Genomic DNA, 14519 nt, shown 5'->3' with positions numbered 1-14519 from the left:
GGTGCTCAGATCAGGCCCTTGCGGGCCGCCAGCCAGGCCAGTTGCATCCTCGTCGCGGCCCCCGTCACCACCATCAGGCCCTGTACCCGCCGCTGCACCGTCCGCTGGCTGAGCCGCAGCTGGCTGGCGATGGCCTTGTCCGTGACCCCGGCGACCAGTAGCGACAGCAGATGCCGGTCACTGGCCGAAAGACGCTCCCCGTCCGCGTCGTCCGTGGTCCCGCGGAGCGCGCCCGAGGCGTCGACCCGCAGCGGGACACCGTGCTCCCAGGAGCGTTCGAAGAGCGCGAGCAGCGCCTCAAGCAGGCTGCTGCCCCTGACCACCGCGGCCGTCGGCTGCTCGGGGCTGCCCTGCGGGCCGCCGGGCACCAGCGGGCAGATCGCCAACTCCCGGTCGGCGATGGCCATCCGCAGCGGCAGCGCCGGCACCGAACGCGCCTCCTCGCCCGCGCGTACCCCCGCGACCAGGCTGTCCACCGCGCCTGCGCCGTCGAAGTACGCCCGCTCGTAGAGCACCCGGTACCGCACCCCGCGCGCCAGCGCCTCGAACTCCGTCGTGTTGCTCTCCGACGACATCGCCACATACTGCGCCTTGCAGAACCAGAGCATCTCGTGGCGCGCGTCGCTCTGCACCTGGTGGATGCGCCTCCGCAGCGCCTCGGCGCCCGTCACCACCTCGATCAGCTGGCCCGGGTCGTGCCGGCGCAGCGTGTCGCGGTAGGTGTCCAGCAGATCCGTGACGGCGGCCCGCGCCCGGTCCAACGCGACGGACCTGCGCTGGAGTTCCGGCAGCAGGGCGACATCGGGCGGGCTGGCCGAGTAGGCCCCGGCGGGATGCTCGACGCGGTGCGCCAACCCCCGGCGCTCCAGCAGGGCCAACACCTCGGCCGCCTCGCCGACCGGGCGTCCGACGCGCCCGGCGACCTCGTCCGCGGTGGCCGACCACACCGTCACCAACAGGCGGTAGACGGCCTCCTCGTCCACCGAGAGTCCCGCCGCGTCCAGCATTCGTGCCTCCCACCCGGCGGAGTCGAGCCACCGCGCGCCCCCGCCCGCCGTCCTGGCCATCATCCCATGTGGCCGAATTTCGCCCGCGTTGGCGCAGTGCTGACATGTCGCCATCGCGACAGATGGATTGGGTGACACGCCGCCTGAGCGGCCTGATTCTGGAGCGGGACGCGCGTACGAGCAGGGGGTCGCACGAAGAGAGAGGGCATAACGCTGATGAGATGGTCGATCCGCCGAACGGCGGCGCTAGCCATGGGACTTCTGCTCGCCGCGGGCACGGCGGGACCCGCCGCCGCCGAACCCGCCGACCCGGGCGGCCCGCTGTCCGGCGCCGGGGGAGCCGGGCCGCCGGCCGGCGGCCACACGGTGCGGCTGGTCACCGGCGACGCGGTGACCGTGACAGATGTCGAGGGCGGCCGGCAGGTCGCCCAGATCGAACCCGCGCCCGGCCGGGACGACATCGCCTTCCACACCATGGAGTTGGACGGCGAGCTGACCGTACTCCCGGCCGACGCCTGGCCGCTGGTCGCCGCCGGCACCCTGGACCAGCGGCTGTTCCAGGTCGGCTCGCTGATCGAGCAGGGTCTCGACACGGCGCGGACCGAGACGCTGCCGCTGCTGGTGATCCGCCCCGAGGGCGTCTCCGCCTCGGCCGCCGCCGAACTGACCACCCTCCATGAGGACTCGGCCCCCTCGTTCACCCTGGAGAGCATCGACGCCCAGTCGGTGCGCATCCCCCAGGAACGACTGGGCGACTTCTGGGCCGAGCTCCTCCCCGAGGACGAACAGCCCTCCATCGCCGAGGCCGGCGCCCTGCCCCGGGTCCTGCTGGACGGCCTGGTCACGGCGGATCTGGACCGCAGCGTCGACCAGATCAACACCGGCGCCGCCTGGGACTCGGGGCTGCGCGGCGCCGGCGTCAGCGTCGCCGTGCTGGACACCGGCGCGGACGCCGAACACCCCGATCTGGCCGGCCGGATCACGGCCGCCGAGGACTTCTCCGGCAGCGGCGGCACCCATGACGCGCACGGCCACGGCACCCATGTCGCCGCGACCGTCGGCGGCAGCGGCGCCGCCTCGGACGGCGCCCGCCAGGGCGTGGCACCCGAGGCGGACCTCCTGGTCGGCAAGGTGCTGGGCGACAGCGGGACCGGCTCCGAGTCGCAGGTGATCGCCGGCATGGAGTGGGCCGCCGAACAGGGCGCCGACGTGGTCAACATGAGCCTGGGCGCGGACATCGTCAGCGACGGCACCGACTCGATGAGCCTGGCGCTCAACGCGCTCTCCGCCGAGACCGACACCCTCTTCGTGGTCTCGGCCGGCAACCGGGGCGAGAGCGGCCCCCGCACCGTGGGCTCGCCCGGCGTCGCCGACGCCGCCCTCACCGTGGGCGCCGTGGACCGGGACGAGCTCCTCGCACCGTTCTCCAGCAGGGGCCCGCGGTTCGGCGACGGCGCCGTCAAACCCGATGTCACCGCCCCCGGCGTGGGCATCGTCGCGGCCCGCGCCTCCGGCACCACGATGGGCAGCCCGGTGGACGCGCGGCACACCGCCGCCTCCGGCACCTCCATGGCCAGCCCCCATGTGGCCGGCGCCGCCGCGCTGTTGGCGCAGGCACACCCGGAGTGGAGCGCGCCCCGGCTGAAGGACGCGCTGATCTCCACCGCGCTGCCGGCCGAGGGGCTCGCGATCACCGAACAGGGCGGTGGCCGCATCGACCTGGCCACGGCCACCGGCGGCCTGACCGCCACCGGGACCGTGGCCGTCGGCCCCTTCACCACCGGCCAGGAGAACCCGGCGGAACCGGTCACCGTCCACCACACCAACACCACGGACGAGCCCGTCACCCTCGCCCTCGACCTGACGTTGGCCACCACGGGCGGCCGGGAACTCCCCGCCGGGGCCGTCGCGTTGAGCGCCGAATCCGTGACGGTCGCCCCCGGGGAGACCAGCTCGGTCACCCTCACCCCCGATCCGGAGGCGGCCGAGCGCGGTCGCTACTACGGCAGCCTGGCGGCCACCACGGAGGACGGGACGCACACCGTCCGCACCACCGTCAGCCTGGTCGTCAACGGGCCGACCCACACGCTCACGCCGACCGTGATCCTGCCCGACGGCGAGATCAGCACCCGGCACTGGCCGATGATCTGGAGCCCCGAGGGCTTCGTCGTCCCCGATACCAACGGCCCGGCGACCGCCGAGGTGGAGGAGGGCAGCTACGCCTTCGTCCAGACCTCCTCCTCGACCAGGGACCCCGAGGACGGGCTGCCCCAACTGCGCGCCGTCTACCGGCCCGAGGTGGAGATCACCGAGGACACCGAGGTCACCCTCGACCTGCGGGAGGTCACCCCGGTGGAGATCCGCACCCCGCGGCCGGCCGAGCAGCGCAACTGGTTCAGCTACCAGAGCCACCGCGAGTACGACGGGCACCGCTGGACCCACTCGGTGACCTACCCGGTCGGGCAGTCACATCTGCTGGTCTCGCCCACCGAGCCGGTCGACGAGGGGAGCTTCGAGTTCGCCTCCCGCTGGCAGCTGCTCGCCCCGCTGCTCACCGCCGACGTCCCCGGCACCCGGATCGACCTGCGGCCCTACTATCTGCCGATGTCCTCGCTCTTCGAGGACCGCGACCGCCTTGAGGTGGCCGACGCGGGCCCGGCCCGCGACCCCGACTTCTCCCGGGCGCGCGGCAAGCTGGCGATCGTCCAGGGAGACCCGGGCGACTACCTCGCCTTCACCGAACGCGCCCAGGAGGCGGGGGCACGCGGCGTCGTGATGGTCGCCGCCCAGGACCAGACGGCCTGGACCCGCTGGCGCCCCAACGGCACCACCAGAACCGCGGTGCCGCTGATCAGGATCAGCCACGAGGAGGGCGAGGCGCTGCGCGACCGCGCCGAGTCCCGCCGCACCCAGGTCACCTTCAGGTCCACCCCGGCGAGCCCCTACCTCTACGACGTGATGCAGGTGTCCGCCGGGCACATCCCCGACCGGGTGGTGCACACCGTCAGGGAACACGAGGGGGCCCGCGTCCAGAGCCGGTACACCGACACCGGCGACCCCGACTGGGCGTCGGCGCAACGGATCAGCTGGCGCCCCCACCAGACCGTCGCCCTGCTCGACTCGCCGCGCGACGTCGCCACCGGCGAGGAGCGCACCGAGTACATCACCGGCGGCGACACCGTCTGGCAGCACTTCGTGCACTATGTGCTGCCCTGGCAGTACGACTTCCCGGTGACCGCCATCGCGCTCCGCGGTGAGCAGCGCGCCTACCAGGCGAGGGAACGGGAGACCGAGTCCTGGTTCGCCGGGCCCGTCCGCCCCGCCATCCCGGTCGGCCACGCCCGTCCCAGCGTCCGCGTCGGCGACACGCTCTCCGTGCGCATCCCCGAGTTCACCGACGCCCACGGGCACCACGGGCCCGCCATCGGCGGCGACCAGATCGCCGCGACGCTGCACGCCGACGGGGAGCTGGTCGGCGAGGCCGGCTCCGGCAGCGCCGACTTCGCGGTGCCGGCCGGGGCGGGGGACTACCGCCTCGACCTCACCACGGCCAGGGGCGGGGACGCCTGGACGTTCGCCACCGCGACCGCGACCAGCTGGCGCTTCCGCTCGGACACCGGCACCGAGGAGGGCACGCCGCTGCCGCTGCTGCAACTCGACTACGACCTGGGGGTGAACACCGACAACGCCGTCGGGCGCGGACGCCAGCACACCGTCGACATCGCCGTCCGGCACCAGGACGGGCTGGCCGCGCCCCGGCGGGTCTCCCTCGACGTCGAGGCGTCCTGGGACGACGGCGAGACCTTTGTCGACGCCCAACGAATCCGCGAGCGCCGTGACAACGCGTTCGAGGTCACGCTGAAGCGGCCCAGCGACATCCGCTCGGACGCCCGCGTCACCCTGCGGGTCACGGCGACCGACGCGGCGGGCAACCAGGTCAGCCAGACCGTGGAACGCGCCTATCTGCACCGGAGATAGCGCCCCGGCCGGGTCCCGGCGCTCAACCTGCCTGGCCGAGGCCACGGCGGACGGCCTCCTCGACCGGGGAGTAGGCCCCGTCGGCCCGCGCCAACTGGAGCGGCGCCACCGGCTCCAACGGCGGCTGGGCGATGATCCGGGGCCGAACGCCCCGATGCGGCTGCGCGCCATGGATCAGGAAGGGATGACACAGGTACACATCACCGGCCCGCCCCGTCGCGCTGGCGACGGGGCGGTCGGGCGCGTCCAACCGGCCCGCCGCGTCCAACGCCTCGCACAGCTCGAAGAAGCCCCGCCCCTCCTCCCCGGCGTCCCGCAGGAACGGGGGCACGTCCAGATGCGAACCGACCTTGATCCGGGTCGGGGCGTCGTCCTCCCCGACATCGGTGAAGAGGAAGAGCATCAGCAGGGCCCGGCCGCGCGAGCGCAGGTTGACGCGGTACGCGCCGCCCTCGCCGCCCTCGCCGAGGAAGCCGGCGTCCAGATGCCAGCCGTCGTCGCCCGGCTCCTCGGGGTGCGGAAACCTGATCGGAAAGGTGCCGAGGCCCAGCCGGGGCAACCAGCGGCCGGCGCCGACCAGTTGGTCGAAGGCGCTCCTGAGCCGCTCGGTGTTGGCCGCCTGCCGGAACGGCTCGGCCGCCGACCCCTCGATCCGGACCACCGGGCCGGCCCAGGTCGAGGGATCCGCCGGATCGACCCCGGCCAACGGCCACAGCTCGGCCTGCCCCGCCTCCGCCACCTCGCAGGAGAACGCGCCGTCCACGCGCACAAAGCCCCGCTCGACGAACTCCCGGACGCCCTGCGAGGTCAGCGTTGGCTCCATGTCGGACGATGCTGGGGCAGCCAACTCGCTTGCGGCAACCGCTTTTTCCCGCCGGGCGGGGGCCGTGACACTTCAGTGACGCTTCAGTGTCGACGGTAGAGGATTTCACTGGTGCTGCACGGTGCGCGTCGGGGATCCTGGTCTGATGATCACAGCAGGTGCGGTAGTCGGTGTCGCGGCGGTGGCCCTCGGGATGGTGCTGACCCCGGGCCCCAACATGATCTATCTGGTGTCGCGCAGCATCACCCAGGGGCGGACCGCGGGTCTGGTGTCGCTCTGCGGCGTGGCGCTCGGCTTCCTGACCTATCTGACGGCGGCGAACCTCGGCCTGTCGGTGGTCTTCACCGTCGTGCCCGGCCTCTATCTCGCGGTGAAACTGGCCGGCGCCGGCTATCTGGCCTGGCTGGCCTGGAAGACGCTGCGCCCCGGCGGGGTGTCGGCCTTCGCGCGCCAGGACCTGCCGGCCGAGTCCTCCCGCCGGCTCTTCACCATGGGGCTGATGACCTGCCTGCTCAACCCGAAGATCGCCCTCATGTACCTCTCGCTCATCCCCCAGTTCGTGGATCCGCAGGCGGGCAACGTGATGGTGCAGGGCTTCCTGCTGGGCAGCGTCCAGGTGGTCATCGGGGTCGCCGTGAACGGGTCGTTCGTGCTGGCGGCGGGGGCGATCGCGGTGTTCCTCGGGCGGCGGCCCGGCTGGCTGCGCGCCCAGCGGTATGTGATGGGCACGGTGCTGGGCGGCCTGGCGGTACACCTGGCCCTGGACAACTCCCGGCCCGCGCGGGCCTGAACGCGACCATCCCGCGAGGGCGACCCCTCAGCGGCGGGCCCGGTTCGTCGGGTCCAGCGCGGCGCGCAGGTCGTTGCGCGCGTCCCTGAGGCACTCCCGCATGGCGTCGGCCGCGCCCCTCGCGTCCCGCGCCCGCACCTTGGCGAGAACGGCGCGATGCGTCGCGAGCACATCCTGAACGGACCGTCCGCGCAGCACGTTGCCCTCCAGGCCGCGCTCGAAGCTGTGCCGCAGCGACTCCCGCAGGCCCTCCAGCAGAAAGACCAGCACGCGGTTGCCGCTGGCGAGCGCGAGGGCCTCGTGAAAGGCCACATCGCACCGGTGGTAGCGGGCGACCTCGGCCGGGGTCGACAGATCCGCCGCCGCGTCGGCCATGCCGTCCAGCGCCGACTGGGCGGCCTGGAGGGCCGAGCGCGACGCGTGCCTGGCGGCGAGCGTGACGGCCTGGACCTCCAGCGCCTCGCGCACGTCGAGGAACTCCAGCAGGGCGCCGGGGTCCCGCCGCATGGTGGCGGTGAAGTGCCCGGAGAACACGGAGCTGTCGGGCTCAAGCACCCGGGGCCTGCGGCCCTTGCTCAGCGCGACCAGGCCGCGCGCGGCGAGCACCTTGAGCGCCTCGCGCACGGTGAGGCGACTGACGCCGAGGGCGGTCGCCAACTCGCCTTCGGAGGGCAGCGACATGCCGGGATCGAGCTCGTCGAAGATCAGCACCTCGATCCCGGACACGGCCGCTTCCAGCGTGGTCGGGGCACTGCCGGGGGGAGTCGGTTCCTCACTCACCGGGCGAACCTATCAGTCAGGTTCCCCGCCCACCCAGCCGCTGTGGTGTTCTTCCGCATGGCGGCATCGGGTCGTTGACGCGTCCGACCTCCCTGTTTATCGTCAACATGTCATACACCTTTGGGGCGGGCGGGGGCGCCACGCGGAACGGGAGCCCGACCCGCCGGGGAGATGGGGCAGGCCCGGAGGCAACAGTCCGAGGGCGCCGAGCGTCAACAGACGGGGGCGGACTCGCCGGCCGCCGGCGGCGCGCGGAACCCGGAGGGGGTCCGGAGCGTCCAGACCAGGCATAGCGCGCACAGCAGGCACAACGCACAGAGCACAGAGCACCAAAGGGGCACAGCGGAATGAGAATCACCCGGATCGAGACGTTCATGGTTCCGCCCCGTTGGCTCTTCTGTCGGGTGGAGACGGACATCGGCATCGTCGGGTGGGGTGAGCCCGTCGTGGAGGGGCGCGCCGAGGTGGTCCGCGCCGCCGTCGAGGTGCTGGCCGAGTACCTCGTCGGCCGGGACCCCACGCGCGTCGAGGACCACTGGCAGGTCCTCACCAAGGGGGGTTTCTACCGTGGCGGCCCCGTGCTCTCCAGCGCCGTGGCCGGCATCGACCAGGCGCTGTGGGACATCGTGGGCAAGCGCCACGGCGTGCCCGTGCACCGCCTGCTCGGCGGGCCGGTGCGGGACCGGGCACGCGTCTACGCCTGGGTCGGCGGAGACGATCCCGACGAGCTCGCCGACCAGATCTCGGCCCAGGTGGAGGCCGGCTTCACCGCCGTCAAGATGAACGCGGCCGGCCGCGTCCGACCGCACGCCAGCGTGGCCGAGATCGGGGCCGTGGTCGCCCGGGTGGCCACCGCCAGGGAGGTGCTCGGCGACGAACGGGACATAGCGGTGGACTGCCACGGCCGCTTCACCGCCGCCAACTCCCGCCGGCTGCTCGACGAACTCGCCCCGCTCCACCCGCTGTTCGTGGAGGAGCCGCTGCCTCCCGAGCAGAACCACATCCTGCGGGGACTGGTCGAGGCCGGTCCGGTGCCCATCGCGACGGGCGAGCGGATCTACGACCGCGCGGGCTTCCTCCAGGTGCTCCAGGCCGGGGTGGCCGTGGTGCAGCCCGACCTCTCGCACGCCGGCGGGATCTCCGAGGTGCGGCGCGTCGCCTCGCTGGCGGAGACCTTCGGCGCGCATCTGGCACCGCACTGCCCCCTGGGCCCGATCTCCCTGGCCGCCAGCCTCCAGGTGGTGTTCGCCACCCCGAACTTCCTGATCCAGGAGCAGAGTCTGGGCATCCACTACAACCGGGAGGCCGACCTGCTCTCCTATGTGCTGGATCCCGAGCCGTTCCGCTTCGTCGACGGCCATGCCCACCGCACCGAACTGCCGGGACTCGGCGTCACCGTGGACGAGGCCGCGGTGCGCGCCGCCGACCGGGTGGGCCACTCCTGGCGCAACCCCGTCTGGCGGCATCCCGACGGCGGCTTCGCCGAATGGTGAGCGGCGCGGCGGCGGCCGAGCCGATCTGCGAGGCTAGTGCCGTGTCAGTCGGGGTTTGCCCGGTAGCGAGGTGTCCTGGTGCGTGCGATCGCCAGGCAGCCGGGAGCCGCATGTAGTTGTCCTACCTGGGCTCTCGGCTAACGCAGCGAGTGTGCGTGCCAGGGCGGCGAGCGGGGCAAACCTTGGCTGACGCGGCACTAGGCCGGGCGACAGCGGCCCGTCACCCCGAAGGAAGGCCCCACGATGAACCTGCTGGAACTCCTGCGCGGCCGGCGGCTGCTGGCCATCGTCAGGGGCACCGACCGGGACGCCGCCATCCGTGCGGTGCGCACGCTGGCCGAGGAGGGCGTGGGCCTGGTGGAGGTCTCCCTCACCGGGCGGGACGCCCTGGAGGTGATCCGCGAGGCCAGCGCCGAGCTGGGGCCCGAAGCGCCCCTGGGCGCCGGCACCGTGCTGACCGCCGAGGACGCGAGGGCGGCGCGGGACGCCGGAGCCGCCTTCGTCGTGACACCCGGGCTCGGCGCGGGGCTGACGGAGGCGCGCCGCCTGGGACTGCCCACGCTGGCCGGGGCGTTGACCCCCAGCGAGATCATCGCCGCCCTGGCCGCCGGGGCCACGGCCGTCAAGGTCTTCCCCGCCGACTCGATGGGCGGGCCGCGCTATCTGAGGGCGCTGCGCGGCCCGTTCCCCGACGTGCCGCTGGTGCCGGTGGGCGGCGTGGACGCCGAGGCGGCCGACGGCTATCTGGCGGGCGGCGCCACGGCGGTGGGGGTGGGCTCCCCGCTGGTGGGCGACGCCGCCGACGGAGGGGACCTGGACGCACTGCGCGAACGGGCCAGAACCTATCTACGCGTCGCGAAGGGGCGGGCGGCATGAGTGTGACACCTGACGTGGTGGTCTGCGGCGAGGCGATGACCCTGCTGCTGGCCGAGCCGGGCGTGCCCCTGGCGCACGCCACCACCTTCCGGCGGTCGATCGCCGGCGCCGAGAGCAATGTCGCCGCCGGCCTGGCCAGGCTGGGCTACGCCAGCCGCTGGCTGGGCCGGGTGGGCGACGACCCCGCGGGGCGGGCCGTGTTGTCCGCCCTGCGCTCCGACGGCATCGACACCTCCTACGCGGTCGTCGATCCCTCGGGCTACACCGGGATGCTGGTGCGCGACAGCCACCCGTCGCGGGCCATCGACGTGCAGTACTACCGGGCGGGCTCCGCCGCCTCCCGGCTGGAGGCGGCCGAGCTGCGCCCCGAGGCGCTGGGCGGCGCCCGGCTGCTGCATCTGACCGGCATCACGCCCATGCTGTCGGCCTCCGCACACCGGGCCACCGAGCGACTGCTGGAGCTGGCCGGGGAACAGGGCGTGCCGGTCTCGCTCGACCCCAACGTGCGGTTCAAGATCGGCTCGGCGGATCGCTGGCGCGAGGTCGTCGGTCCGCTGCTGGAACGCGTGGATCTGGTGCTGGCGGGTGCGGACGAGCTGGAACTCCTGCTTCCCGGACGGCCGTCGCGGGCCGCCGTGGACGGGCTGCTCGCCGCCCGCCCCAAGACCGTGGTCGTCAAACACCGGGACAAGGCGGCCAGTTGCCACACGGCCGACGGGGCCTGGCGGCAGGAGGCGTTCACCGTGCCGGTGGTGGACCCGGTCGGCGCGGGGGACGCCTTCGCCGTGGGCTTTCTCGCCGGCCGGCTGAGCGCCTTGCCGCCCCAGCGGGCTCTCGCCCAGGGCGCCGCCGTCGCCGCCCTCGTGGTGCAGTGCGCCAACGACACCGACGGGCTCCCCGACCGCCCCGGTCTCGACCGGGCGCTGCACTCCTTCGTCCACCAGGGCGAGTCCGTCAACCGCTGAACGCCCCCTGCGGCCACGGACCGTCGGAACACGCCACCGACCACCGAGGCGTGCGTCGCCACGTCACGCGGTCTTCGCAATCTCCACAAGAGGCGCACCGTCGCTCCTCTGTGCCGCCTGGTGGCGATTCTGTAACTTGCGAGGAGTTCGGCAAGAACTTCCGCAAGAAGTTGCAGCTTCTTGTGACCTCCTGGAGAGCCGCAGGCGCGTCGGGTCTCCACCAACCTCATCCAGGAGTTGAGTTGAACACCCCCCGGAGAAGACGGCACAGGCGGTGGTGGTCGGCCGCGCTGGGCCTGGTGGTCGCCGCCCTGCTCGCCGCGTTGCTTCCCGCCCACGGCAGCGGAGCCACCCCGCAGGCCCCGAGCCCGGCCGCGGCCCGGCCGGCCGCGGCTGAGCCGGCCAGCATGTTGGGCGGCGACCCCAGAGAAGACGCGATCTACTTCGTGATGACCGCCCGGTTCTACGACGGCGACAGCTCGAACAACCGGGGCGGCAGCCAGCACGAGAGATCGGGCAACGCCGAGTACGACGACCCCATGTTCCGGGGCGACTTCCAGGGGCTGGCCGACAAGCTCGACTACATCAAGGGCCTCGGCTTCTCGGCCGTCTGGATCACGCCCGTCGTGCTCAACCGCTCCGACTACGACTTCCACGGCTACCACGGCTACGACTTCTACGAGGTCGACCCGCGTCTGGAGTCCGACGGCACGTCCTATCAGGAGCTGATCGACACCGCGCACGACAAGGGCCTGAAGATCTACCAGGACGTCGTCTACAACCACAGCTCACGCTGGGGCGCGCGGGGGCTCTACGAACCCACGGTGTTCGGGGTCCAGGACGAGCAGTGGGACTGGTTCTACGACACGCCCGAGGAGGGACGCGTCTACGACCCGCTGGTCGAGGACGAGAACGGGCACCCCTACAACGGGGACGTCTGGTCCCACGAGGAGCCGGCGGACAACGCGTGCCCGAGGTGGGGACAACCGACGGACCACACCAGCCCCGAGGGCTATCGCGTCTACGAGTGCCAGTGGCCCAACCCCACCACCGGCCTCTTCCCGGCGAACTACTACCACCAGTGCTGGATAGGCAACTGGGAGGGCGAGGACTCCCGCAGCTGCTGGCTCCATGACGACCTGGCCGACCTCAACACCGAGGACGCCGAGGTCCAGGACTATCTGATCGACGCCTACGACCGCTTCATCGACATGGGGGTCGACGGCTTCCGGGTGGACACCGCGGTCCACATCCCGAGGGTCATCTGGACGCGCCACTTCCTGCCGGCCATCGAGGCCAAACTGGTGGAGAAGTACGGCGAGGAGAAGGCCCAGGACTTCTACGTCTTCGGCGAGGTGGCCGCGTTCGTCAACGACAAGTGGAACCGTGGCTCGGTCAACCACTCGGCGCAGTTCTTCACCTGGCAGCCACGCCAGGAGTACAGCGCCGACGACGCCGAGGCGGTCCTGGAGGAGTACGAGCACGAGAACGGTCTCGGCCCCGAGGGACAGCCCGTCTCCGACAACGCCTTCCTCGACGGCAACTCCTACCACCAGCCGGACCACAGCCAGTTCTCCGGCATGAACATCATCGACATGCGGATGCACATGAACTTCGGTTCGGCGCGGAACGCGTTCCACAACGGGCGGGACTCCGACGACTCCACCCACGACGCCACCTACAACACCGTCTATGTGGACAGCCACGACTACGGACCCAACAAGAGCGAGCAACGCTACGCCGAGGGCACCGACGCCTGGGCCGAGAACATGGCCCTGATGTGGACGTTCCGCGGCATCCCCACGCTCTACTACGGCTCCGAGATCGAGTTCCAGGCGGGGCAGCGGATCGACTGCGGTCCCAGCTGTCCCCTGGCCACCACCGGGCGGGCCTACTACGGGGACCATCTGGAGGGCGAGTTGACGGTCTCCGACTACTCCCGGGTGGAGAGCGCCAGCGGGCCGATAGCGGAGACCCTCGAACAGCCCCTGGTGCGGCACGTCCAGCGGCTCAACGAGATACGCCGGGCCATCCCGGCCCTCCAGAAGGGGCAGTACTCCACCGAGGGCATCGACGGGGAGATGGCGTTCAAGCGTCGCTACACCGACGCCGAGACGGACAGCTTCGCGCTGGTCACCATCACCCATGGCGCGCGCTTCACCGGCATCCCCGACGGCTCCTACACCGACGCCGTGAGCGGGGAGCGGGTGGCCGTCACCGACGGCACGCTCTCGGTGGCCGCGCCGGGCAAGGGCGGCCTCGCGGTCTATGTCCTTGACACCGATCTCACCACGGCCCCCGGTCGGGTGGGCTCGCCAGGGCCGTATCTGCCCTGAGGCAACCCCGCTGAGGGAACCCCGCTGGGCGAACCCCGTTGGCGCACCCCGCCGAGCGGATTCGGCCGAGCGGATTCGGCTGAGGCCCCGGGCGGCCCTTCCGGCAGGTGAAGGGCCACCCGGGGTGCCGGGTGGGGCGGTTGGCCGCCCGTCAGACGACCGGTGGGGTCGGCCTGGTCTCGGTGAGTTCGATCTCGCCGGCGAGCATCCGCCCGCCGTCGCCGGTCAGCCGCAGGTAGTAGTCGGCCGAGCAGGGCGTGCCGTCCTCGTCCAGGGCCAGGAAGTCCTCCCCGGCCGGCACGTCCGCGCTGGTCTCGGCGGTCTTGGCGATCTGGTTCCCCTCGTTGTACTCGTCGAACATCGATATGTAGAGGCCCTGGGCCCCCGCTCGGACGGTGTTGTAGAACATGCGCCACATGAAGTCGCCATGCGCCCGGTGCCCCTCCTGGAGGTTCCCCGGCATCACACACGGCTGGTAGTCGATGCCGGCGGCGTCGCACTCCCGCTGGTCCGGCAGGAGGTTGGACTCGTAGAACGCGTCCAGCTCCTCGACGGTGCCCAGCCGGCCGACCATCCACGGCGAGAGCATGTCGAAGGCCAGGTAGACCTCTTCGAAGCCGGGCCGGGAGTCACGGTCCCCGCTGCGCCAGTGCGTGGGCACCCCGCCCATCACATAGCAGCCCTGGTCCTGGAACCACCGGATGACCTCCAGGCACTCGTCCGGGGTGAAGGGCCGCTTCTCGTCGGCGAAGCCAGGGCCCCAGATCCCCACCACCGGCTTGCCGTTCTGCCGGGCGTACTCGGGGGATTCGGTGTGGGCGGACATCTTCTCCGTCCAGTCGACGGTGATCTCCTCCCGCATCGCCAACCAGTCCGTGATGTCGTACATGACGTAGAACCGCACGCCGTGGGCCTCGGCCGCGGCGCGGACCTTCTCCGTCATCGCGTCGCGGGTGGGGCCCTCGTGCCCGTTGGGGTTGAAGCGTTGCAGCGCGGCCGTGTGGATGGAGTTCTCCGCCATCCAACGGAAGTGGGTGTCCACCGTCTGGTCGTCGTGGCTGGAGAAGAGCGTCGCCGGCTGGCCGTTGCCCAGCGCGGGGAAGTCCGTCTGGTATCCGGTCTCGTAGTCCCGCATGTCGGGCCAGCTGATGATGCCGTTGTTGCTGGGCGACGGCGTCTGCCCCATGTCCGGCGCCCAGTGCCACCAGGCGTCGATGGGGGAGCCGTCGCCCGCGGCGGCGAACCAGCCCTGGTAGCCGGTGGTGATCTTGCCGACGACGTCGCCAGGTTCGCTGGCGCGCGCCCTGACGTTCCGGGGCTCGGCCTCGTCGGTCGAGGTCGCCTGGGCGTAGGCCGTGCCGAACACGGCGCCCGCCGCCGGCACGGCGAGCGCCGTGGTGACGAAGGTGCGGCGCGAGACTGCCATGGTGGGGGGTCCTTCCTGGGGGGACGGAGAGAGGGATGGGCCATG

General features: G+C 72.2%; 9 protein-coding genes and 1 pseudogene. 6 read left to right on the top strand and 4 right to left on the bottom strand.

Annotated elements, in window-relative coordinates:
* Positions 1-5 precede the first annotated feature (5 nt).
* A complete protein-coding gene (locus K4G22_RS07865; RefSeq protein ID WP_228079164.1) occupies positions 6-1007 on the bottom strand; it encodes a helix-turn-helix transcriptional regulator in 1002 nt (333 codons plus the stop codon).
* A 252-nt stretch (positions 1008-1259) separates the two neighbouring features.
* On the opposite strand from K4G22_RS07865, the gene K4G22_RS07860 reads away from it, so the two are divergent.
* The gene (locus K4G22_RS07860) at positions 1260-4985 is read left to right on the top strand and encodes a S8 family serine peptidase (protein WP_228079163.1); all 3726 of its coding nucleotides are present in this window, start codon (positions 1260-1262) and stop codon (positions 4983-4985) included.
* A gap of 22 nt (positions 4986-5007) precedes the next feature.
* Here K4G22_RS07860 and K4G22_RS07855 read toward each other — a convergent pair whose 3' ends face one another.
* Positions 5008-5808 (bottom strand): phytanoyl-CoA dioxygenase family protein, encoded by an 801-nt coding sequence (locus K4G22_RS07855; RefSeq protein ID WP_228079162.1) that lies wholly within the window; start codon positions 5806-5808, stop codon positions 5008-5010.
* 145 nt (positions 5809-5953) lie between these two features.
* On the opposite strand from K4G22_RS07855, the gene K4G22_RS07850 reads away from it, so the two are divergent.
* Entirely contained in the window at positions 5954-6598 is a 645-nt protein-coding gene (locus K4G22_RS07850) for a LysE family translocator (RefSeq protein ID WP_228079161.1), read from the top strand.
* 27 nt (positions 6599-6625) lie between these two features.
* On the opposite strand, the gene K4G22_RS07845 is transcribed toward K4G22_RS07850, so the two are convergent.
* Entirely contained in the window at positions 6626-7378 is a 753-nt protein-coding gene (locus K4G22_RS07845; RefSeq protein WP_228079160.1) for a FadR/GntR family transcriptional regulator, read from the bottom strand.
* A gap of 347 nt (positions 7379-7725) precedes the next feature.
* On the opposite strand from K4G22_RS07845, the gene dgoD reads away from it, so the two are divergent.
* From dgoD to K4G22_RS07825, 4 genes and pseudogenes are all read left to right on the top strand, one after another.
* Positions 7726-8871 (top strand): galactonate dehydratase, encoded by a 1146-nt coding sequence (dgoD, locus tag K4G22_RS07840; protein WP_228079159.1) that lies wholly within the window; start codon positions 7726-7728, stop codon positions 8869-8871.
* Positions 8872-9114: 243 nt separating this feature from the next.
* Positions 9115-9747 (top strand): bifunctional 4-hydroxy-2-oxoglutarate aldolase/2-dehydro-3-deoxy-phosphogluconate aldolase, encoded by a 633-nt coding sequence (locus K4G22_RS07835; protein ID WP_228079158.1) that lies wholly within the window; start codon positions 9115-9117, stop codon positions 9745-9747.
* Positions 9744-10712: a sugar kinase gene (locus K4G22_RS07830; protein ID WP_228079157.1), complete on the top strand. Its 969-nt coding sequence runs from the start codon at positions 9744-9746 to the stop codon at positions 10710-10712. The genes K4G22_RS07835 and K4G22_RS07830 overlap by 4 nt, the downstream gene beginning before the upstream one ends.
* Positions 10713-11038: 326 nt before the next feature.
* A pseudogene (locus K4G22_RS07825) lies at positions 11039-13048 on the top strand (alpha-amylase family glycosyl hydrolase); the annotation flags it as partial.
* A gap of 151 nt (positions 13049-13199) precedes the next feature.
* Here the strand turns inward: K4G22_RS07825 and K4G22_RS07820 are convergent.
* Complete coding sequence (locus K4G22_RS07820) at positions 13200-14474, bottom strand: glycoside hydrolase family 99 protein (protein ID WP_228079156.1); 1275 nt, start codon at positions 14472-14474, stop codon at positions 13200-13202.
* Between the last annotated feature and the right edge of the window lie 45 nt (positions 14475-14519).

Source organism: Streptomyces profundus, from assembly GCF_020740535.1.
GTDB classification, from domain to species: Bacteria; Actinomycetota; Actinomycetes; order Streptomycetales; family Streptomycetaceae; genus Streptomyces; species Streptomyces profundus.
Note: the sequence above shows the minus strand (reverse complement) of the source record. Positions and strands in the feature narration are given on the sequence as shown.

What these genes read in the sequence shown, in the direction of transcription:
- K4G22_RS07865 (WP_228079164.1), bottom strand. Translation starts at nt 1,007, where the DNA reads ATGCTGGACGCGGCGGGACTCTCGGTGGACGAGGAGGCCGTCTACCGC.
- K4G22_RS07860 (WP_228079163.1), top strand. Translation starts at nt 1,260, where the DNA reads ATGGGACTTCTGCTCGCCGCGGGCACGGCGGGACCCGCCGCCGCCGAA.
- K4G22_RS07855 (WP_228079162.1), bottom strand. Translation starts at nt 5,808, where the DNA reads ATGGAGCCAACGCTGACCTCGCAGGGCGTCCGGGAGTTCGTCGAGCGG.
- K4G22_RS07850 (WP_228079161.1), top strand. Translation starts at nt 5,954, where the DNA reads ATGATCACAGCAGGTGCGGTAGTCGGTGTCGCGGCGGTGGCCCTCGGG.
- dgoD (WP_228079159.1), top strand. Translation starts at nt 7,726, where the DNA reads ATGAGAATCACCCGGATCGAGACGTTCATGGTTCCGCCCCGTTGGCTC.
- K4G22_RS07835 (WP_228079158.1), top strand. Translation starts at nt 9,115, where the DNA reads ATGAACCTGCTGGAACTCCTGCGCGGCCGGCGGCTGCTGGCCATCGTC.
- K4G22_RS07830 (WP_228079157.1), top strand. Translation starts at nt 9,744, where the DNA reads ATGAGTGTGACACCTGACGTGGTGGTCTGCGGCGAGGCGATGACCCTG.
- K4G22_RS07820 (WP_228079156.1), bottom strand. Translation starts at nt 14,474, where the DNA reads ATGGCAGTCTCGCGCCGCACCTTCGTCACCACGGCGCTCGCCGTGCCG.